The sequence below is a fragment of the Gordonibacter sp. RACS_AR68 genome, assembly GCF_030418485.1.
GTDB classification, from domain to species: Bacteria; Actinomycetota; Coriobacteriia; order Coriobacteriales; family Eggerthellaceae; genus Gordonibacter; species Gordonibacter urolithinfaciens.
The window spans coordinates 19,149-38,901 of record NZ_JAIPUP010000007.1 but is presented as its reverse complement, the minus strand read 5'-3'; the positions used below and the strand labels follow the sequence as shown (position 1 = coordinate 38,901).

At 68.5% G+C, this 19,753-nt stretch carries 17 protein-coding genes; 10 read left to right on the top strand and 7 right to left on the bottom strand.

Annotated elements, in window-relative coordinates:
* Positions 1–4: 4 nt before the first annotated feature.
* Both K9U15_RS12985 and K9U15_RS12980 read right to left on the bottom strand, forming a co-directional pair.
* Positions 5–976: a UbiA family prenyltransferase gene (locus tag K9U15_RS12985; protein WP_123673503.1), complete on the bottom strand. Its 972-nt coding sequence runs from the start codon at positions 974–976 to the stop codon at positions 5–7.
* Positions 973–2,202, bottom strand: a complete 1,230-nt coding sequence (locus K9U15_RS12980; RefSeq protein WP_123673502.1) for an Mbeg1-like protein — start codon at positions 2,200–2,202, stop codon at positions 973–975. Before K9U15_RS12980 ends, K9U15_RS12985 begins: the two co-directional genes overlap by 4 nt.
* A 28-nt stretch (positions 2,203–2,230) precedes the next feature.
* On the opposite strand from K9U15_RS12980, the gene K9U15_RS12975 reads away from it, so the two are divergent.
* The 4 genes from K9U15_RS12975 (at position 2,231) to K9U15_RS12960 (ending at position 5,340) form a co-directional block, all read left to right on the top strand.
* Entirely contained in the window at positions 2,231–2,692 is a 462-nt protein-coding gene (locus K9U15_RS12975) for a thioesterase family protein (RefSeq protein ID WP_227154034.1), read from the top strand.
* Entirely contained in the window at positions 2,689–3,192 is a 504-nt protein-coding gene (locus tag K9U15_RS12970; protein ID WP_096226497.1) for a low molecular weight protein-tyrosine-phosphatase, read from the top strand. The genes K9U15_RS12975 and K9U15_RS12970 overlap by 4 nt, the downstream gene beginning before the upstream one ends.
* A gap of 8 nt (positions 3,193–3,200) precedes the next feature.
* Positions 3,201–3,743, top strand: coding sequence for a phosphatase PAP2 family protein (locus K9U15_RS12965; protein WP_096226498.1), 543 nt, complete (start codon positions 3,201–3,203; stop codon positions 3,741–3,743).
* A gap of 331 nt (positions 3,744–4,074) precedes the next feature.
* Positions 4,075–5,340 (top strand): RidA family protein, encoded by a 1,266-nt coding sequence (locus tag K9U15_RS12960; RefSeq protein ID WP_096226499.1) that lies wholly within the window; start codon positions 4,075–4,077, stop codon positions 5,338–5,340.
* A gap of 137 nt (positions 5,341–5,477) precedes the next feature.
* On the opposite strand, the gene K9U15_RS12955 is transcribed toward K9U15_RS12960, so the two are convergent.
* Positions 5,478–6,329 carry a Ku protein gene (locus K9U15_RS12955; protein ID WP_096226500.1) on the bottom strand — a complete coding sequence of 284 codons (852 nt, stop codon included), beginning with the start codon at positions 6,327–6,329 and terminating at the stop codon, positions 5,478–5,480.
* A gap of 227 nt (positions 6,330–6,556) precedes the next feature.
* Between K9U15_RS12955 and K9U15_RS12950 the strand changes: the two genes are divergently transcribed.
* Together K9U15_RS12950 and K9U15_RS14565 are read left to right on the top strand one after the other, a co-directional pair.
* On the top strand, positions 6,557–7,621 hold the full coding sequence (locus tag K9U15_RS12950) for a glycosyltransferase (RefSeq protein ID WP_227115564.1): 1,065 nt from the start codon (positions 6,557–6,559) through the stop codon (positions 7,619–7,621).
* A 39-nt stretch (positions 7,622–7,660) separates the two neighbouring features.
* Entirely contained in the window at positions 7,661–8,788 is a 1,128-nt protein-coding gene (locus K9U15_RS14565; RefSeq protein WP_367316892.1) for a diguanylate cyclase, read from the top strand.
* Positions 8,789–8,807: 19 nt separating this feature from the next.
* On the opposite strand, the gene wecB is transcribed toward K9U15_RS14565, so the two are convergent.
* The 4 genes from wecB to K9U15_RS12920 form a co-directional block, all read right to left on the bottom strand.
* Complete coding sequence (wecB, locus tag K9U15_RS12935; protein ID WP_123673500.1) at positions 8,808–9,935, bottom strand: non-hydrolyzing UDP-N-acetylglucosamine 2-epimerase; 1,128 nt, start codon at positions 9,933–9,935, stop codon at positions 8,808–8,810.
* 306 nt (positions 9,936–10,241) lie between these two features.
* Positions 10,242–11,237: a LysR family transcriptional regulator gene (locus K9U15_RS12930; protein ID WP_161959472.1), complete on the bottom strand. Its 996-nt coding sequence runs from the start codon at positions 11,235–11,237 to the stop codon at positions 10,242–10,244.
* Between the two features lie 131 nt (positions 11,238–11,368).
* Positions 11,369–11,692, bottom strand: a complete 324-nt coding sequence (locus K9U15_RS12925) for an oxidoreductase (RefSeq protein WP_096228530.1) — start codon at positions 11,690–11,692, stop codon at positions 11,369–11,371.
* Positions 11,693–11,697: 5 nt separating this feature from the next.
* Positions 11,698–14,010 carry a molybdopterin-dependent oxidoreductase gene (locus tag K9U15_RS12920; protein ID WP_301156309.1) on the bottom strand — a complete coding sequence of 771 codons (2,313 nt, stop codon included), beginning with the start codon at positions 14,008–14,010 and terminating at the stop codon, positions 11,698–11,700.
* Between the two features lie 326 nt (positions 14,011–14,336).
* Here K9U15_RS12920 and K9U15_RS12915 point away from each other — a divergent pair, with 326 nt between their 5' ends.
* The 4 genes from K9U15_RS12915 to K9U15_RS12900 all read left to right on the top strand — a co-directional run bounded on the left by K9U15_RS12915 (position 14,337) and on the right by K9U15_RS12900 (position 19,735).
* Positions 14,337–14,561 carry a zinc-ribbon domain-containing protein gene (locus K9U15_RS12915; protein WP_123674607.1) on the top strand — a complete coding sequence of 75 codons (225 nt, stop codon included), beginning with the start codon at positions 14,337–14,339 and terminating at the stop codon, positions 14,559–14,561.
* 73 nt (positions 14,562–14,634) lie between these two features.
* A complete protein-coding gene (locus K9U15_RS12910) occupies positions 14,635–17,259 on the top strand; it encodes a molybdopterin-dependent oxidoreductase (RefSeq protein ID WP_123674608.1) in 2,625 nt (874 codons plus the stop codon).
* 2 nt (positions 17,260–17,261) lie between these two features.
* Positions 17,262–18,083: a 4Fe-4S dicluster domain-containing protein gene (locus K9U15_RS12905; RefSeq protein WP_123674609.1), complete on the top strand. Its 822-nt coding sequence runs from the start codon at positions 17,262–17,264 to the stop codon at positions 18,081–18,083.
* A 218-nt stretch (positions 18,084–18,301) separates the two neighbouring features.
* Positions 18,302–19,735: an SLC13 family permease gene (locus tag K9U15_RS12900; RefSeq protein ID WP_096226507.1), complete on the top strand. Its 1,434-nt coding sequence runs from the start codon at positions 18,302–18,304 to the stop codon at positions 19,733–19,735.
* Positions 19,736–19,753: the final 18 nt, after the last annotated feature.

Below are 19,753 nucleotides of genomic sequence, written 5' to 3'. Positions count from 1 at the left end.
ATCCCTATACGGCGAGAACGACGCCGCTCGCGAAGATGGCGGCGGCGTAGAACGCCCCGAGCGCCACGTTCACGCTGCACACCTGCGCCATGGCCCCCACGCGGGCGGGCGGCGCCAGGGGGTTCTTCAGCAGCGCGCCCACGAGCGGCCAGGCGGCCAGCAGCATGAACGGCACCACCACGAGCCCGCCCGTGAAGAACACGGCCACGAGCGCCACGATGGCGGCGATCCACGCGAGGAGCACGGCATGGTAGAGCCGCCGCGCCCGCTCGCGGCCGAGCAGCACGGAAAGCGTGCGGCGCCCGGCCTGGACGTCCTTCTCCACGTCGCAGGTGTTGTTCGTGAACATGATGAGGCTCACGCCCAGCACGGTGGGCACGGCCCACAGAAGCGCCCGCAGGTCGAACGAGCCCGTGAGCGCCTGGTAGCAGGCGAGCGGGATGAGGCCTCCCATGACGAGCCCGCTCACCAGCTCGCCGATGGGCAGGTAGGAGATGGGTGTCCTGCCCGCCGAGTACAGCACGACCACCACGGCGCCCACGGCGCCGATGGCGAGGGGTATCCACCCCGCAGCCCAGATGACGTAGGCGCCGAGCAGGAACGCCGCCGCGAGGAAGCCCACGGCCAGCGCGAGCGCCGCGCGCGGGTCCACGTTGTTGTACACCAGCACGGCATCGGTCGGGTCCACGTTGTCGTCCGCGGAGTCCGCGCCCTTCACGTAATCGTAGTAGTCGTTGAACGTGTTCACGGCGGACTGCATGAGCACGCAGATGGCCAGCAGCGTGAACGCCATCGTCACCGACAGGCCCCCCCTCGTCGCAGCAGCGGCGGCGACGGCGACGAGCGCCGGCAGGATGGCCGCCGGCCACGTGTGAGGCGCGGCCAGCTGCAACGCCATGCGCGCGGAAAGCCGGCCGTAGGGCGCCCGCCGCCCCGCGTCTTCCTCGATGCCGCCTGCTGCCGATACCTCGCTCATTGCCTTCGTCCTTTCCGGTCGTACGCCTCGCGCCGCCGTGCCAGCCAGGTGGACGGGGAGGGCTTGAAGCGTCTGACGGTCTCGTCTTTCAGGATGCCGCCCAAGCTGCCGAGCGTCTTCCAGATGAAGCTCTTCGTCTCGGCGTCCAGCTTCGTGCCCGAGCCCAGCAGCCGCCGCGTGTTCGCGAAAAGGCCCTCCTGGAACTCGGCCCACGTGCTGGCCTCCGTGGAGGCGAACAGCTCGTAGATGGTGTCGATGAAGCGCTCGCGCTCGGCCGGCGTCTTGCCGCGCAGCCACGCGTCCAGCGCCTCGTCGAAGAACACGGCCGCGCGGTTGAGCGCATCCTGGTACACGAAGTCGTCGCCGTCCACCTGCCAGGAGAAAGGCTCGTGCTGGAACACCGACAGCGCAGAGGACTGCACCACGCGGTAGTCGGGCCGCCGCTCCAAGATCATGCCGAACGCGGAGGACTCGGGCACCGTCTTGTGCAGCAGCGCCGCGAAGCGCCCGTCGTGGATGCGGGGCGACGGATCGTCCAGGAACGAGGGCCCGTCGTGGTTGTAGACGCCCGCGAGCCGCGCGTAGGCGCCCCCGTCGACCACGAGCGCCGCGAACTCGGCAAGGTTGCCGCCCTTGGAGTGGCCGCAGGCCACAAGCGGCCCTTCCACGGCCGACGCCACGCCCGAGAGATAGGCGGCCGCCGCGCGCTGGGAGGGGATAACCTCCTTGAAGCAGAGGTTGAAGTCCTCCTTCCAGCCCGCGAAGCTGCCGTCGGTCCCGCGGAACGCCAGGCAGGCGAACTCGCCTCGCCCGGCGCGCGCCCCGCAGGCTCGCCCCTCGTAGAGCGCGCCCTCCGCCTCGGCGGCGACGCGGCCGGGGACGACGAACGTCGTTGCCGAGAACTGCTTCTCCACGGCATCCGAGCGCTCGTTGGCGTAGAAGGCCAGCTTGACATCGCGGAAGCGCCGGCTGGCCATGAGGACGCGCAGGAACGCGCGCGTGTCCTTCGCGTCCTCCAGCCAGCTCGCGCACGTGAGCGCGCGCCAGTCGGCGAGCGCCACCACGTCGTGCAGGAGCACGCGCTCGGGCGACGAGGGGTCCACGAGCCCGCACGCCTCGTAGTTGAAGTAGCAGAGCGTGGAGAACACGAGGCTGTCGACGGGGTTGAACGGTGATTCCGCGAACGTTCGCTGGTTTTCCTGGATATACGATACGATATTGCCCATAGGACCATGGTACCAAAACGGAAGGGACGTGAGAGCGGCCATGCGGGTTTGCACGCCAATAACCATACGCTACGGCGAGACGGACATGATGGGCGTCGTCTACCACGCCAACTACCTGCTGTACTTCGAGGACGCGCGCACGGCGTTCCTCGAGGCGCTGGGCTACCCCTACGCGCGCATCGAGGAGGCGGGGCTCATGTCGCCGGTGACGCACATGGAATGCGACTACCGCGAGCCGCTGCGCTACGGGGAGGGGGCGGTCGTGCGCACGCGCGTCGTGCTGTCGCGCCCGACGAAGACCGTGTACGCCTACGAGGTGTTCAAGGAAGGGCAGGACATGGACGCCGACAAGCCGTGCTGCACGGGCCGCAGCACGCACTGCCTGGTCGATGCCGCCACGTTCAAGCCCGTCAGCCTCAAGCGCCGCGTGCCCGAGCTGTACGAGCGCTACGCGGAGGCGCTCGAGCCGGACGAGGAGGAGGGCCGATGACCGCGCCTTTCCGCATCCTGTTCGTCTGCCACGGCAACATCTGCCGCTCCCCGATGGCCGAGTTCGTCATGAAGGACCTCGTTGAGCGGCGCGGCCTGGACGGGTGCTTCTCCATCGCCTCGGCCGCCACGCACGACGACGAGATCGGGAGCCCCGTGCATCCCGGCACGCGCGGCGTGCTGGAGGCGCAGGGCATCGACTGCTCGGGCAAGACCGCCCGCCGCCTGGGCCGCGCCGATGCCGACAAGTGGGACCTGTTCGTGGGCATGGACGAGGCGAACATGCGCGACCTGCGCCTCCAGCTGGGGCGGGGGGCCGAGGGACGCTGCCGCAAGCTGTTGGAGTTCGCCGGCTCCGACCGCGACGTGGCGGACCCGTGGTACACGGGCGATTTCGACGTCACCTACGACGACGTGCTCGCCGGGTGCACCGGGCTCCTATCCCTCCTCGTCGGCGATGACGCCGAGGGCCGGTGCCCCGGCGGTGCGCGGTTAGGGTAGCGCAGCGCATGGACATCGCCGTCCTCGACTTCATCCAGGCGCACCTGCGCTCGCCGCTCATGGACGCGCTCATGCTCGCGGCCACGCACCTGGGCGACCTTGCGCTCGTGTGGCTTGTCGCGGGCGCCGTGCTGGCGGCCCAGCCGCGGCACCGCCGCTACGGCGTGGCCGTGGTGCTTGCCGTGGCCGCCACGGCGGCGCTCGGCATGCTGGTGCTGAAACCGCTGTTCGGGCGGGTGAGGCCGTTCGAGGCCTACGGCTTCATGGGCCTGCTCGTCCCGCCGCCTGCCGGCGACTCGTTCCCCTCGAACCACTCGATGGTGTCGTTCGCGGCGGCCGCCGCGCTCTGCTGCGTGCCCGGCAGGGGGCGCCTGTCCGTGGCGCTCAAGGTGGCCGGCGTGGCGCTGGCGTGCCTCATCGCCTTCTCGCGCCTGTACCTGTACGTGCACTACCCGAGCGACATCCTCGTGGGCGCCGTGGTCGGCGTGGCCGTGGGCGTGCTGTCGGTCAGGCTCGTGCTGCGGCTCTGGCCCGAGAAGACGCCGTCCTGATCCCGTTCGGACCCCGCGCCGCCACCGTGCGCAAGGCCAATCGGTGAGCGGTAGATACCGTAATCCTGCATGAAACGGGGACCGCGCCCCCGGATTTCCGCATAGGCTCTGCAAGGCCTTCCAGAATTTGCGGTAAACGGTCGGTCAACACCTTTTCCGCTGGTCAGTAAATCGCCTGAAAAGTATTTTGTGCAGATGCACAAAACGATATAATGCAGCCCTCCCGCAAAGCGGGGGGCCTTGCAGGGCCGCATCCCCAAGGGAAGCGCGGAGCCGCACGGGCCGAACGAACGCAATCGTCAAGCGAGCACTCGAGAAAGCAGGTACCCCAATGAGCGGTGACAATGTAGTCCTGGCACGGAACGTGGAGGGCGCGCCCGTAAGCCCCCTGCACGCGCAAACCGCGGCATTCTCCCATTACAACAACCTGTCGGCCCAGCTGCCCCTCGACCCGGAGACCGGCGAGCTGGTCGAAGGCGGCGCCCTGGAGCAGGCCGCCCAGTGCTTCGAGAACCTCGAGGCCGTGGCGGAGGGTATCGGCCACACGCTGGGCGACGTGGCGCGCCTCACCGTGTTCGTGCGCGACATCCGCGACCTGGACGCCGTGGACGAGGCGTTCCGGGCCTACTTCCCGACCTACGTGCCCGCCCGCACGAACCTTGCCGTGGCGGCGCTGCCCCTGGATGCGCTCGTGCAGGTGGAGGCGCTCCTCACCAACGGCGAGGGCACCATCCCCGACGCGCCCCAGGCCGGCGACCTCGTGAAGTACGTGAACAACACGCACAACGCGCCCTACGACGCCCTGTCCTCGCAGACCGTGGCCTTCTCGCACTACAACAACATCTCCGCCCAGCTGCCCCTCGACCCCGCGTCGAACCAGATCGTGGTCGGCGGCGTCGCGGAGCAGGCCGCCCAGTGCCTCAAGAACATCAAGGCCGTCCTCACGAGCGTCGACGTGCCCTTCGACGACATCGTCAAGATCACCGTCTTCCTGAAGGACCTGGCCGACATCGACGCCGTCGACGAGGTGTACACGCGCTTCTTCCCGGATTCGGGCATCGCGCGCGCCGTGGGCTACCTGCCTGCCCGCACGGTCGTCGAGGTCGCCGACCTGCCGCTGCACGCGCTCGTGCAGATCGAGGCCGTCGTGTCGCACGGCGACGGCACGCCCCCGCAGGAGGTCGAGGCCCGTCACGGCCTGATCATCGAGGCGAACAACACCGACGCCGCCCCCGTGAGCGCGCTCTCCACGCAGTCCGTGGCCTTCTCGCACTACAACAACATCTCCGCCCAGCTGGGCGTCGACGCCGCGACGGGCGAGCTCGTCGCCGGCGGCGTGGCCGAGCAGGCCGAGCAGGCGTGCAAGAACATCCAGGCCATCATCGAGAACGTCGAGCACACGATGGCCGACGCCGTGAAGGTGAACGTGTACCTGCGCGACCTCGCGGACCTCGCCGCGGTCGAGGACGTGTGCGCCCGCTGCTTCCCCGGCACCCCCGCGTTCCGCGCCGTGGGCACCTCCGCCCTTCCGATGGACGCGCTCGTCATGATCGACGCCATCTTCGGCAACGCCGAGGGCACCCCGCCCGTGGCGTAAGCGCGAACCCCCTTTCGCCCCCTCTCTCTCCTCGGAAAGCCCCCGGATGCAGCAGCAGCCGGGGGCTTCTCTTCCGCTGGGGCCGGATGCATCGGGCGACCTTGCCCGCGCTTCCCCGGCCGTGCGGCAGACGGCGGTCAGCCGGCGCGCTTCGCGGGGGGCTTGCGCTTCGGCTTGGGAGCCTTCCCGCCTTCGGTGCTGCTGCTCGCCTTCGCTTCTCCGGCATCCTCGCCGGTGCGGGCCTTCAGGCTGGCAGCGAGGGCGTCCATGAGGTTGATGACGTTCGCGGGCTGGGAGGCGGGCTTCTCGGGGGTCACCTGCTTGCCGGCTATCTTGTCCTGGATGAGGCCCATGAGCTTCTCTTGGTAGGCGTTCTTGAAGCGGGCGGGGTCGAAGGGCTCGGCCATGCTCTCCACCAGGCGCTTCGCCATGTCCAGCTCCGCCTCGCCCACGGCGGGGCGCTCGGCCGGCTTCGGGAGGTCGCGCACCTCGCTCTGGTAGTGCAGCGTCATCATGACCAGGTCGTCGCCGTAGGGGATGAGCGCCAGCGGCGTCTCGGAGTTGCCCAGCACCGTGGTGCCGATGGCAGCCTTGCCCTCCTCGACCATGGCCAGGCGCAGGAGCTCGAGCGGCTTCTCGCCGCCGGGCTGGGCCATCACCTGGTAGGGCTTCTCGAAGTAGACGGGCGGCACCTCCTGCAGGTCCACGAACTGCACGATCTTCATGGCGCGGTCGGCGTCGGTCTTGATGGCGTCCAGCTCCTCGTCGCTCACCACCACGTACTTGCCCTTCTCGTACTGGTAGCCGCGCACGATGTCCTCCGGGCCCAGCTCCCGGTTGCAGTCGGGGCATGTCTTCACGTAGCGCACGCGCTGCATGCTCTCCTTCGCCAGCTGGTTGAAGCGCACGGCGTCGTCCTGGGTGGCGGGGTAGAGCTCCACCGGTATGTAGACGAGGCCGAAGGCGATCGCGCCTTTTCTTCCTGCCATGGAGCCTCCTGTCGGTCGGGAACCGGCCGGATCGCGGCCGGGCCTGCATCGTAGCGCAGCGCGGCCCAGCCCGTGGCTTTTCCGGCCTTGCCGAGGGCGACCTGCTGCTGAAGCGGCGATGGCGCGTTGACGGATCGGTTGCGGTTGCCGACGGCCGCGCGGGCTGCGTTATGCTGGAGGCTCCGCACCGGCGCGGACGCGCCGGAACACGAGGAAGGAGCCGGGCAATGCCCGCAGACGTCGTCTATTGGATAGGCTTTGCCGTGGCGCTCGCGTTCATCGTGTTCGGCGCCGACGACCTGCTATGGGACGTGTTCGCCCTGTTCCGCCGCGTGGGCCGCAAGAAGGTTCCGCTTGCGCGCATCAACGAGAAGCCGCCCAAGATGCTGGCCGTGGTCATAGCCGCCTGGCACGAGGACGCCGTGATCGGCGAGGTGATAGACAACCTGGTGGCCTCGGCGCAGTACCCGCGCGATCTCTACCGCGTGTTCCTGGGCGTGTACCCCAACGACGGTGCCACCCTGGCCGTGGCCCGCGCGCTGGAGGCGCGCCATGGGGGCACCGTCGCGGTGGCGGTGAACAGCCGGCCCGGCCCCACGTCGAAGGCTGACAACATCAACCACACGTTAAGCCTCATTCGGGGGTACGAGCGCGACCACGACGTGCGCTTCGCCAGCGTGACCATCCACGACGCCGAGGACGTGGTGCATCCCAACGAGTTCAAGATGACCAGCTATCTCATCGACGACTACGACGCGCTGCAGTTCCCCGTGTTCCCGCTCATCCGCATGCCCCGGCTGCGCCTGTTCCTCAAGACGCTCACGACGTCCACCTACGCCGACGAGTTCGCCGAGCACCACTTCCGCACCATGGTCATGCGCGACGAGCTGGGCTTCGTGCCGTCGGCCGGCACCGGCTTCGCCGTGGGGCGGCGCGTGCTGGACGCGTTCGGCGAGGGGGAGCTGCTGCCCGAGGACAGCCTGACCGAGGACTACCGGCTGTCGCTCACGCTGCGCATGCGGGGCTTCCGCGTGCACTACGTGCTGGAGCGGGTGCCGCGCGTCGACGCGCAGGGAAGGGCGGTATGGGACTACATCGCCACGCGCTCGCTGTTCCCCTCCGCGTTCCGGGCGGCCGTGCGCCAGAAGGCGCGCTGGGTGTACGGCATCACCATGCAGAGCGCGAGCCTGGGCGACGTGTTCGGCAAAAGCGCGCTCACGTTCGCCGAGCGCACGTTCCTGTACAAGGACCTCAAGGCGAAGTTCGCGAACTTCGTGCTGCTTCCCGGCTAGGCCTTCACGCCGCCTTACCTGAGCTACGCGAACGACTACGTGCTCTCGACCATCGCGCAGCTGCAGCCCGACGGCGAGACGGTCGTGGCGAACGACCTGAAGATGGGCGACATCCAGAAGGCGGCCGCCGCCCCCGAGCGCTTCGAAGGCGGGCAGGTCATGATCTTCGACGAGGAGGGCACCGTCATAGGCAGCACCGACTCCTCCTACCTGGGCGGCAACCTGGCCGCCTCCGCCGACGAGGCCGAGGCGGCGGCCCGCGAGGCCCGCGAGGCGGCGCAGGGCGCGTTCGCGTCTGACGAGGAGCGCGCCAAGGCCGCGGGCAAGGCCGACGCGGCCGAGGCGTTCGCGGCGTTCCGGCGCGGTTTCGACGGCGGCCTCGCCGCACTCCGGGACCAGCCCGGATCGGCGCAGGCGGTGGAGCTGGACGGAGGAAGCTGGTACGCGTCCCTGCGGCAGGAGGAGGGCTACGGCTTCCTCGTCATGGCGCCGGCGCTCTCGGCCTGGGCCGCCACGGCCACCACGTGGCTCGTGCCGCTGCTGCTGGTGGAGCTGCTGCTGGTGTACGTGCTCATGCAGGCGTCCCGCTGGATGAAGAACCGCGAGCTCAAGGCCGCCTACGTGGAGCTCGGCCAGATGCAGCGCCGCCTGGAGATAGCGCTTACCGCGGCGCAGAAGGACGCCGCGATCGACGACCTCACCGGCATGATGAACGTGCGCTCGTTCCGGAAGGCCGTCACGTCGCTGCTCGGCGAGATGGGGGAGGGCGACCGCGGCATCTTCATCATGCTGGACGGCGACCGCTTCAAGGCCGTGAACGACACGTACGGCCACGACGCGGGCGACGAGGCCATCAAGCTGTCGGCGCAGATGATCGTGGGCCGCATCAGGACCGTCGACCTCGCGTCGCGGCTCCATGGCGACGAGTTCGCCATCTTCCTGTCGGGCACCGACGACTACGAGGTGGCGCAGCGTCTGGTAAGGGACATCAACGACACCATCGCCCGAGAGGCCGAGCGGCGCGGCGTGCCGTCCATCAGCCTGTCTGCCGGCGCCGTGGCCGCCGCGCGCGGCGACGGCTACCTCGACCTGTCGAAGAAGGCGGACGCCGCCCTCTACCGCGCCAAGGAGGGGCACTCCGGAGGCTTTGCCCGCGCCGACGCGTAGGCGCGGGCGGGACGGGGCGTCAGGCCCGGCCGAACGTTTCGCGCAGGGCTGCGCGTATGCGCTCGGCGGCATGCCCGTCGCCGTAAGGGTCGGGTGCAGCCGCCATGCGCGCGTAGAGCGCGGCGTCGTCCAGCAGCGCGCCCAGCGAGCGGCGCACGCCCTCGTAGGTCGTGCCCGCGAGCAGGGCGCAGCCGGCCTCCACGGCCTCGGGGCGCTCGGTCACGTCGCGCAGCACGATCACCGGCACGTCCAGGGCCGGCGCCTCCTCCTGCACGCCGCCCGAGTCCGTGAGCATGAGGCTGCACCGCGCCATGAGGTTCGAGAAGTCGCCGTAGTCGAGCGGTTCCACCAGATGAACGCGGGGCGCCCCGCCCAGCTCGCGCTCTGCGACCTCGCGCACGGCCGGGTTGCGGTGCACCGGGAACACCACCTCCACGTCGTCGCGCGCGGCCGCCTCGTCGCGCACGGCCGCGAGCATGCGCGCGAGGGGCGCCCCCAGGTTCTCGCGCCGATGGCAGGTGAGCCCGATGACGCGCCTGCCCGCGAAGTCGACCCGCCCCAGCTCCGGCGCGTGGAAGCGGTAGGCCGGGCCCACCACGGACAGCAGCGCGTCGATGACCGTGTTCCCCGTGACCCATACGTCGCGCGCCTCGGCGCCCTCGGCGACGAGGTTGGCGCGGTTGCGCTCGGTGGGGGCGTAGTGCCAGGTGGCGATCGTCGAGACGAGGCGACGGTTCATCTCCTCGGGGAAGGGCTCCCAGCGGCGGTGCGAGCGCAGCCCTGCCTCCACGTGGCCGACGGGAACCTGGGCGTAGAAGGCGGCCAGCGCCACGGCGAACGTCGTGGTGGTGTCGCCGTGCACGAGCACGACGTCGGGCGGCGCGCCGCCCAGCACGTCCGCGGCGCCCTCCAGTATGCGGGCCGTGAGCCCCGGCAGCGCCTGGCGCTCGCGCATGGCGTCCAGGTCGTAGTCCACGCGCAGGCCGAACAGGCGCGTCACCTGGTCGAGCATCTCGCGGTGCTGCGCGGTCGACAGCACGCGGACGTCGAACGCGGGGTCGGCGCCGAGGGCGCGCACGACCGGTGCCATCTTCACGGCCTCGGGCCGCGTGCCGAACGCGACCAGGGCCCGAACGGGCTCCTCCATGCCTGCCGTCCTTCCGTTCCGGGGGATCGCCCGAGCTCCCCGCGCCGCCCGGAGGCCGTCGGGAAAAAGAAGGGGCCGGCCCTTGCGGACCGGCCCCGTTCGTGCGCTGTGCGTTATGCAAGGCGCCGTATGAACGAGATGCAGAACGCGGCGCCTGCGAAGCACAGCAAGGAGATCGAGTATCCCATTGGTTCCTCCTTGCATCCAGAACCCTCCTTGTCAGGTTCTGCTAGCCGAACTATAGCACGCACGCGGGAGTCCCGTTAAGCCTGCGATGCCCGCCGTAACCGTCCGGTTTTCAATCCGTTACGGACGGGCGTGCCCGCCGGGAGGCTGAGCCCGGGAAGGAGAGGACGGGAACTGCAGCGAAGGAAGCGCGTCGGGACCGCTGCGCGCAAGGAATTCCTCCTTGCCGAAACCCTCGCACGCCTCTTCCAGGAAGTCGATGAACGACGTGATGGCGCCGGTTTCCTTCGACCTCTTCCACACGGCCCCCGCGCAGATCTCCATGTTCTCGTCTGCAAGCGGCACGAACTCCACGTTGCCGTTTCCGAACACGCGCAGGTGGTCGAGGGCTATGGCCACGACGCCGGCCGTCACGAGCGTGGCCATCATGGCGCCCACGTCCTCGAACCCGGCCGGACGCACCTCGGCGCCGGCGTTGCGCAGCTTCACGTGCATCTGCTCGAGCATGCTCTTGGAGCGGTTGAAATGCGGCACGACCACCCGCTCGCCGCGCAGGTCGGCGATGCATACCGACGCGCGCTTGGCAAGGCGGTGCCCCACGGGCACCGCCAGCATGTAGCGGTCCTCGTACAGGCGCCGATAGCAGAACTTCGCGCCCTGTATGCCGTCCTGGTAGATGGCGAGCCCCACGTCGATCTCGTTCTCGTTGAGCGCCTTCTGTATGTTGGCCAGCTCCATAGTGCGGAAATGGAAGTCGACGTCGGGGTGCTCTTTGCGGTAGCCGCGGCACACGAGCGGCAGGAACGAGCCGAACGAGCCTTCCAGGAAGCCGATGCGAATGACCGACGACACGCCGTCGGCGTACTGCGAAAGGTGCTCGAGCGCGCGCTCGTAGTCCTCGACGATGCGCTGGGCGTCCTTCTGGAACAGCCGGCCCGCCTCGGTGAGGCGCACCGAGTGGCGGTCGCGCACGAACAGGAGCGCGCCCAGCTCCTTCTCAAGGCTCGATATGTGCCCGGAGAGCACCGACTGCGAGATGAAGAAGCTCTTCGCCGTCTCGGTGAAGTTCAGGTTGGATGTGAGCAGCAGGAACTCGTAGAGCGTCTCAATGCGCAAGGCAAACCCCCCCTTTGTCTACCCCGTCATTGTAGCGTATCAGACGATGGCGGGCGACACGCGCCTGCGGCGGCGCGAGGGCGGCGCGCAAGGCGCGCTGCGCCAACCGCGCCGCCCTCGCGGGACGCCTCCTAGGTGAACAGCGCCACCTTGCGCTTGTCCACCTTTGCGCCCAGCTCCTCGAGCGTGCCGTAGTGCAGGCAGCCCGCCTGGCAGTGCTGCACGCAGCTCGGCGCCTTGCCGGCCGCCTGGCGACGCGCGCAGCGGTCGCAGCGGTCGGTGGGCACGGGCACGAACTCGTACTGCCAGCGGCGCTCGTCCAGCTGGTCGGGGCCGATCTGGGTCAGCCTGATGCCGAACCGGTCGGGCGCCAGCCCGTGCTCCTGCTGGCAGGCTATCTCGCAGGTGTGGCATCCCGTGCAGAACTCGTAATCGACGGCCAGGTACTTGCGCATGGTCATCACTCCTCGATCTTATCGATGCGGCACAGCTGCGACTTGTACGACGCGCCGAGCCCCGACTTGCCCGGCCGCATGGGCACGAGCTGGTTGATGTTGCTCTCGAGCGTGCCGAACAGCGTGCCGTCCTCGGGCCCGCGCTCGGGGAACCACCAGCCGTGGTCGGCCGATACCGTGTCCTTGCGGATGCGCACGGTGGTATGGGCGCGCAGGCGGGCGGAGCCCAGGTTGTTCGAGATGGTGCACCAGTCGCCGTCGGCGATGCCGTAGGCGGCCGCCGTCTCGGGGTGCACGAGGAACTCGGGCTCGGGGTGCAGGCGCCGCATGGACGGGCTCTGGCGGTGCTCCGAGTGGAAGAAGCCCCACTTGCGCGCGCCGGTGGTCAGCACGAGCGGGTACTTCTCGGCCAGCTCGGGCGCCGACACCGGGCTCTCGGGCGGCTCCTCGTACGTGGCGAACGGCGAGAAGCCGAAGTAGGCCATCTCGGCGCAGTAGAAGTTGTAGCGCCCGGTGGACGTGGCGAAGCCCACCGTGCCGTCGCGGCGCAGCAGCCCCTTCTCGTGCTTCTTGTACTCGAACTCGGGGTAGGCCCACGCACGCTCCTTGAGCGAGTCGTAGGTGAACCCGGTGCTGCGCAGCAGGTAGTCGTAGAAGTCCTGCTCGGAATCCCACGGCCGATGGTCGCGCCCGGCGAAGCGGTCGCCCAGCTCGTAGATGATGCGCTGGTCGGACTTGCACTCGCCCAAGGGCTCCACCGCCTGCGCGATGGCGCCGAGCGCGTAGGGCTGGTGCCCGGTGATGCCGATGCGCTCCGCGAAGCACGCGGCGGGCAGCAGCACGTCGGCGCAGGCGAGCGCCGTGGGCGTGAGGAACAGGTCCACCACCACGTTGAACTCCATCTTCTGCAGCGCGGGCAGGATGCGCTGGGGCTGGGCGCCCATGCAGGCGATGGCGTTGTTCTGCATCATGAACATGGCCTTGATGGGGTAGGGCTCGCCCGTCTCCATGGCCTCGAGCAGGGCGTCGGGGCTGATGCCGTTCATGGCCTCGAGGGCCTTGTAGCCGCCGTGGTTCTTGCGCTCGGGGTGCGGGATGGGCTCCGAGCACTCGTCCCACACCGAGCCGCGCGGCGACCAGGTGACCGACATGCCGAAGGCGGGGTCGGCCGCGAGCATGCCGCCCGGGTTCTCGAAGTTGCCGGTGAGCGCCATGAGGTCGAAGCACGCCATGCCGGTGATGAAGCCCTCGGAGGTGTGGTCCATGGCCACGCCCCACTGCAAACAGCACGACTTCGCGCGGCCGATCTTGCGGGCCGCCTCCACGATGAGGTCCTCGGGCACGCCGCAGGTCTCGGCGGCGAAGCTCACGGGATACTGGCTCACGTGCTCGGCGAACTCGTCGAAGCCGTAGCACCAACAGGACACGAACTCATGGTCGTAGAGATCGTCCTTGATTATCTGATCGCAGAGCGCGAGCGCCAGCGCCGCGTCGGTGCCGGGGCGCAGCTGGAACCACACGTCGGCCTTGCCCGCGAGCCAGGTGAGCGTGGGATCCATGACGATGAGCTTGCTGCCGCGCTTCATGCTCTCCACCACCCAGTGCCCCAGCGTGCCGTCGGAGTTGGCCACCACCGGGTTGTTGCCCCATACGAGGATGTACTCCGGCGCCTCCCAGCGCGGGTCGTCGTAGCGGTCGGGGAAGAACTGCGAGTAGTCGCACACGAACAGCCCGCCGCTCTTGAGCGCGGTGGAGAAGATGCGCGGGCCGTAGCAGGCGATGCCCGACAGGAAGCCGGTGCCGTAGTTGGGCGTGCCCAGGTACTGGGCCATGAGCGGGCCGTAGCCGTTGATGTCGCGTCCCGTGCCCTGCGTGACCCAGATGGCCTCGTTGCCGTACTTGTCGATGACGGCCTTCATCTCGCGCTCGATGATATCGTAGGCCTCGTCCCACGTGATGCGCGTAAACGCGTTCTTGCCGCGGTCCTCCTTCGCGCGCTTCAGGGGGTACTTCAGGCGGTCCTCATGGTAGAGCATCTCCTTGAACGCCAGGCACCTCGGGCACAGGCGCCCCTGGTTGTAGGGGTTCTCCGGGTCGCCCTCTATCTTCTCCAGCACGCCGTCCCTCACGTACATGAGCACGCCGCAGTTGTCGTGGCAGCCCGGCCCCGTGCGCGCGTTCGTGCGCAGCACCGTGCAGCCGTCCTCCTCCCATTGGCAGACGCGGCCGGTCGGATCGTCCTGCGTTCGTGCCACCGGCACGTCCCCCTCGGGTGCCGCGGCGCCTTGCGGGCCCTGCTTCTCAAGCTTCTCGGACATGGCTCCTCCTCGTCATGCGGATGTTCGCCGATGCCCCGATTATAGGAGCGGGAAGGCACATGCGGGAGCCGCGTTTTCCCGATAGCCTATCGGGAAATCCGATCACCCTGATGGCAGGCCGCGTGATCGGTTTTCCCGATGACCCATCGGGAAAACCGCACAAGGGCCCCGCAGGGGCGCTCCTATAATCGGGGGCATCGAAGACGAACCGCACCGGACAGGTGCTGCTCCCATAACGATTTTCCGCAGGCATTCCCCGCGTGCACTACCGCGGCTTCGGCCCCCGAAGGCCGCGTGACCATGGAAGTTGAGAGAGGAGTTCCGTCATGTGCTTCAGACCACCCACCGTCGACAACGGACCCGTGAAGTGCCCCAAGTGCGGCGCCGAGGTCGACCCGAAGGCCGACGCCTGCCCGAGCTGCGGCGCCAAGGCCACGCCGATGCCCGGGATCCCCACGCCTCCGGGCGCGCCCACCCCGCCGCCGGTCCCCGGCGTGCCCGGCGCGCCGAAGGTGCCGAGCGTGCCCAAGCCGCCCGCACCGACCGCGTAGAACCGCCGGCGCCTGCCCTCCCCCGAGGAGGGAAGCACCGGCGCCGGACATCCAGACCAGGAGAGGAGAGAGCATGGGGAACAACGTGTTGGGCACGCCCATCGTGAAGGGCCTGGGCTTCAACAGCTTCGGCATCGGCACGAACGCGTGCTCGGTCGACATCGACGAGGAGAACGACAAGATACTGCGCATCCGCCCGCTGCGCTTCGACGAGCACTACACGCCCGAGGACCTGAACGCCTGGAAGCTCGAGGCCCGCGGAAAGACCTTCGAGCCGGGCTTCAAGACGCTCATCTCGCCGCTGTCGCTGTGCTACAAGAAGCGCGTGTACTCGAAGAACCGCATCCCCTACCCGATGAAGCGCGTGGACTGGGACCCGGAGGGCGAGCGCAACCCGCAGAACCGCGGCACGAGCGGCTACGTGCGCATCAGCTGGGACGAGGCGTGCGCGCTCATCGCCAGCGAGATCAAGCGCGTGCACGAGGCCTACGGGCCCGCGTCGATCCTCTGCGAGCTCGACGGCCACGGCGAGACGAAGTTCGTCCACGCGCCGCACGGCTGCCAGAGCCGCATGTTCGACCTCATAGGCTCCTACACGCTGCAAACCCGCCAGCCTGACAGCTGGGAGGGCTGGTACTGGGGCGCGAAGCACATGTGGGGCATGGACCCCTTGGGGCAGAACTCGCAGATGAACAACGTTATCCGCGACGTGGCGCAAAACGGCGACGCGGTGCTCTTCTGGGGCTGCGACGTGGAGACCACGCCGCTCGGCTGGGGCGGCTACCTGGCCAGCCGCCTGTGCTACTGGTTCACCGAGCTCGGCATCAAGCAGATCCACATCTCGCCCGACGTGAACTACACCAACGCCGTGCACGCCGACAAGTGGATACCGGTCAAGCCCAACACCGACGCGGCCCTGCAGCTGGCCATCGCCTACACGTGGATCAAGGAGGGCACCTACGACCAGGCCTACCTCGACACGCACGCCGTGGGCTTCGAGAACTTCAAGTACTACGTCATGGGCGGCGAGGACGGCGTGCCGAAGACGCCGAAGTGGGCCGAGGCCATCTGCGGCGTGCCCAGCTACACCATCAAGGCGTTCGCACGCTATTGGGCCAAGCACGCGGTTTCCATCGCGCACTGCAACGGCGGCTCCTACATCCGCTCCTGCTACGCGCACGAGCCGGCGCGCCTCGAGGTGGCGCTCTTGGGCATGCAGGGCCTGGGCAAGCCGGGCGCCAACCAGTTCAAGTTCATCGAGTGGACGCTCTACGGCATGGACACCGTGACGCCCTTGCCGCCGTCGGTCGAGATCCCCGACTGCAGCCCGGCCTACCGCGGCTGGTACCGCAGCTTCCCCAAGAGCTTCATCCCCAAGACCATGATCCCCGAGGCCATCATGAACCCGCCCGTCTCCTGGTACGGCCACATCGGCGCCGGGTTCCCGCGCGAGGACCAGTTCGACGGTCCCTACACGTTCCCGCTCGAAGGCAACGAGCGCCTGCACATGATCTGGTCGGACACGCCATGCTGGGAGACGTGCTGGAACGGCGGCAACGAGATGCAGGAGGCCCTGCGCCACCCCTCAATCGAGTTCATCGTCGTGCAGCACCCCTGGATGGAGAACGACTGCTTCTTCGCCGACGTCATCCTGCCCACGAACACGAAGTTCGAGACGGAGGACATCGGCACGGACTCCGACAACGGCCAGTGGAACCTCGTGTACTACGAGCGCCAGGCCATCAAGCCGCGCCTGGAATCCAAGTCCGACATGGAGGCCGTGGGGGAGGTGGCCCGCGCGCTGGAGAAGTTCGGCGGCATCTACGAGAACCTCTACGAGCGCTACATGGGCGGCAAGACCTGCGAGGAGTACATCCAGGCCGGCTTCGAGAACACGGGCGCGGCCAAGAAGATGGACTTCGAGGAGTTCAAGGAGAAGCAGTACTACCCGTTCCCCACGCGCGAGGGGTGGGAGGAGATGCCGGCCGGCCTCATCCAGTTCTACGAGGATCCGGAGGGGCACCCGCTCCAGACGCCTTCCGGCAAGCTGGAATACTACTCCACGACGCTCGCCAGCCAGTTCCCCGACGATAAGGAGCGCGGGCCCATCCCGCACTGGGTCGACGAGGGCGCGGGGCACCAGGAGCGGCAGTACCTGGAGCGCGGGCGGAAGTACCCCTTCCTGCTGGTGTCGAACCACCCGCGGTGGCGCGTGCACGCGAACCTCGACGACGTCACCTGGTTCCGCGAGATGGAGGAGACGTGCAAGGTGACGGGCCCCGACGGCTACAAGTACGAGCCGGTGTGGGTGCATCCGAGCGACGCGGGCCTGCTGGGCCTGGAGACGGGCGACATCGTGAAGCTGTACAACGAGCGCGGCGCGGTGCTGGGCGGCGTGCGCGTGACCGAGCGCATCATGCCGAGCGTGGTGTACCAGGATCACGGCAGCCGCGTGGACTCGGTGGTGCTCGGCCGCGGCGGTTTGGACCGCGGCGGCGCGAACAACCTCATCGCGCCCTACGCCACCACCTCGACGCACGCGTTCGGCGAGGTGACGAGCGGTTTCCTGGTGAACATCGAGAAGGTCGACGTGCTCGCGCTGGCCGCGCAGTACCCGGAGGCGTTCGGGCGCGACTACGATCCCGACTGCGGGCTGGTGGCCACGGCGCGCGTCGTCGACGAAGGGGAAGGGGAGTAGTCATGGGCAAGGTGTTCGTGTTCGACGTCGCCAAGTGCAACGGGTGCCGCAACTGCCAGATAGCCTGCAAGGACGAGCACGTGGACAACGACTGGTCGCCCATCGCGAGGCCGCAGCCCGACACGGGCCACTTCTGGTGCCGCATAGAGGAGCGCGTGCGCGGCCAGGTGCCGAAGGTGAGGGTGTCCTACGTCGGGCGCCGCTGCCAGCACTGCGCCGACGCGCCCTGCATGGCCGCGGCGCCCGAGGCGGTCTACCGCCGCGAGGACGGCCTGGTCATCGTGGACCCGGAGAAGGCGGCCGGGAGGCGCGACCTCGTGGAGGCGTGCCCCTACGGCGCGATCTTCTGGAACGGGGAGCTGGGCATCCCGCAGAAGTGCACCGGCTGCGCCCACCTCGTGGACGCCGGCGAGGTCCCGCACTGCGTGGACGTGTGCCCGCACGGCGCCCTGCGCTTCGGCGACGAGGAGGACCTCGCCGAGGAGATCGCGGCGGCGGAGGCCCTCGTGCCCGAGCGCGCCGCCGCCGACAAGCCGCGCGTATTCTACCTGAACCTGCCGAGGCGCTTCCTGGCCGGCGTCGTTGTGGACCCGGAGGCCGACGAGGTGGTGGCCGGCGCGAGGGTCACGGCCGAGAACCTGGCCACGGGCGAGGTGCTGGCGGCCGAGGCCGACGAGTTCGGCGACTTCTGGTTCCACCAGGTGGGCGCCGCCGAGTGGCGCGTGTACGCGGAGGCCGAGGGCTACCTCACCCGCGTGCTGGAGGCCTCGACCGTGGACGAGGACCGCAACATGGGCCCGGTCGAGCTGTACCGGGCAGAGTAGCCGACGAACCAGGGGCCGACTGTGGCCGGCCCCTGGAAGAAGAGCCTGGGAACGGCGGCCCGCCCTTGGCGGGGCCGCCGTCGAAGGGGGCTCGCATGCGCGACGTTGGCGGATGCGAGCCCGATATAACACGACGCGGCCGCGCTCGGGGGAAGGAGGCGGGAGGCGCGGCTTCTACAGGGGATCTGCCACGTTCTTTCTTTAAGGAGGAGAGACAAATGGCACAAGAAGCGTTAACGAAGTTCTTCAGCAAAGAGGGGTTCCTGAACAAGAGGGGATTGGGCATCGTCATAGCCGTGGCCATCCTCGTGGTAGCATCGTTCGTGCCCGAGTCGCCCGACCTGTCCCACCAGGGCATCATGGCCATCGCATCGCTCTTGTTCGCCGTGTCGCTGTGGGTATGCGGCTCGTTCTCCGTGGGCGTGACGGGCATTCTGGCCCTCGTCATAGCCGTGGTCATGGGCGCGACCGACTACAAGGCCGTGTTCAGCGGGTTCGGCGTGTCGGTGGTGTTCTACGTCATCGCCATCTTCGCGCTGCCGGCGCTGCTGCTCAAGACGCAGTGGGGCGTGCGCCTCGTGGCCAAGCTGTTCAAGCTGACGGGGGAGAGCTCCGAGAAGCTCATCCTCGCGTTCATGATCGGCACGTGCCTCATCTCCACCATCATGTCCGACGTGCCTGCCGCGGTGCTGTTCATGGGTATTTCCTACGTCGTGCTCAAGGCGGCCGGCGCCCAGCCCGGCAAGTCGCGGCTCGGCAAGTGCATGATGATCGCCATCCCCATCGCTGCCGTCATCGGCGGCGTGGTCACACCGGCCGGCAGCTCGTTCAACATGGTGGCCATGGGCGTGCTCACCGGCGCCACCGGCCAGACTATCAGCTTCCTGAACTGGATCATCGTGGGCCTGCCCATCGCCATCCTGTGCATCCCGCTGTGTTGGTTCTCCATCGTGAAGATCCTCAAGCCAGAGCAGCTCGACTCGAGCGCCTACGACAGCCTGCGCCAGGCGGCCGAGGACGCCGGCAAGCCCACGGGCTTCGAGGTGCGCGCGCTCGTCATGATCCTCGCGCTGCCCGTGCTATGGATCCTCGGCACGTGGATTCCGCTGCTGAACGTCACGACCGTGGCCATCATCGGCCTGGCCATCATGATGTTCCCCGGCCTGAACCTGCTCACGTGGGACGAGTTCAGCAAGCAGGTGCCCTGGACCATCATCCTCATGATGGGCTCGGTGCTGTCGCTCGGCAACATCTTCAGCGCCTCGGGCGCCGACAAGTTCGTCACGAACCTGTTCATGAGCAGCGGCGTGGCCGACCTGAACTTCACGGTGTTCCTGTTGATCACCGTTGCGTTCATCTACCTGCTGCACACCATCGCCCCGGTGGGCGCGGCCATCATCAGCCTGTTTTTGCCCATCCTCATCGGCATCTGCACGACGCTCGGCGTCTCCCCGGCCATCCCCACGATGCTGCTCGCCTTCATCGTGGCCGGCAACTTCCTCTTGCCGGTGAACCCGACGCTCATCGTCACGTACGGCGAGGGGTACTACACGTTCGGCGACATGTTCAAGGCCGGCGTGATCCCCGCCATCATCTTCTGCGTGTGCATGGTGCTCTGGGTGCCGTTCATCTGCGGCGTGCTGGGACTGTAGGACTTCCCACCGCGTTTG

Coding starts and splice junctions, on each gene's coding strand:
- K9U15_RS12985 (WP_123673503.1), bottom strand. CDS start 976: ATGAGCGAGGTATCGGCAGCAGGCGGCATCGAGGAAGACGCGGGGCGG.
- K9U15_RS12980 (WP_123673502.1), bottom strand. CDS start 2,202: ATGGGCAATATCGTATCGTATATCCAGGAAAACCAGCGAACGTTCGCG.
- K9U15_RS12970 (WP_096226497.1), top strand. CDS start 2,689: ATGACCGCGCCTTTCCGCATCCTGTTCGTCTGCCACGGCAACATCTGC.
- K9U15_RS12965 (WP_096226498.1), top strand. CDS start 3,201: ATGGACATCGCCGTCCTCGACTTCATCCAGGCGCACCTGCGCTCGCCG.
- K9U15_RS12960 (WP_096226499.1), top strand. CDS start 4,075: ATGAGCGGTGACAATGTAGTCCTGGCACGGAACGTGGAGGGCGCGCCC.
- K9U15_RS12955 (WP_096226500.1), bottom strand. CDS start 6,329: ATGGCAGGAAGAAAAGGCGCGATCGCCTTCGGCCTCGTCTACATACCG.
- K9U15_RS12950 (WP_227115564.1), top strand. CDS start 6,557: ATGCCCGCAGACGTCGTCTATTGGATAGGCTTTGCCGTGGCGCTCGCG.
- wecB (WP_123673500.1), bottom strand. CDS start 9,935: ATGGAGGAGCCCGTTCGGGCCCTGGTCGCGTTCGGCACGCGGCCCGAG.
- K9U15_RS12925 (WP_096228530.1), bottom strand. CDS start 11,692: ATGCGCAAGTACCTGGCCGTCGATTACGAGTTCTGCACGGGATGCCAC.
- K9U15_RS12920 (WP_301156309.1), bottom strand. CDS start 14,010: ATGTCCGAGAAGCTTGAGAAGCAGGGCCCGCAAGGCGCCGCGGCACCC.
- K9U15_RS12915 (WP_123674607.1), top strand. CDS start 14,337: ATGTGCTTCAGACCACCCACCGTCGACAACGGACCCGTGAAGTGCCCC.
- K9U15_RS12910 (WP_123674608.1), top strand. CDS start 14,635: ATGGGGAACAACGTGTTGGGCACGCCCATCGTGAAGGGCCTGGGCTTC.
- K9U15_RS12905 (WP_123674609.1), top strand. CDS start 17,262: ATGGGCAAGGTGTTCGTGTTCGACGTCGCCAAGTGCAACGGGTGCCGC.
- K9U15_RS12900 (WP_096226507.1), top strand. CDS start 18,302: ATGGCACAAGAAGCGTTAACGAAGTTCTTCAGCAAAGAGGGGTTCCTG.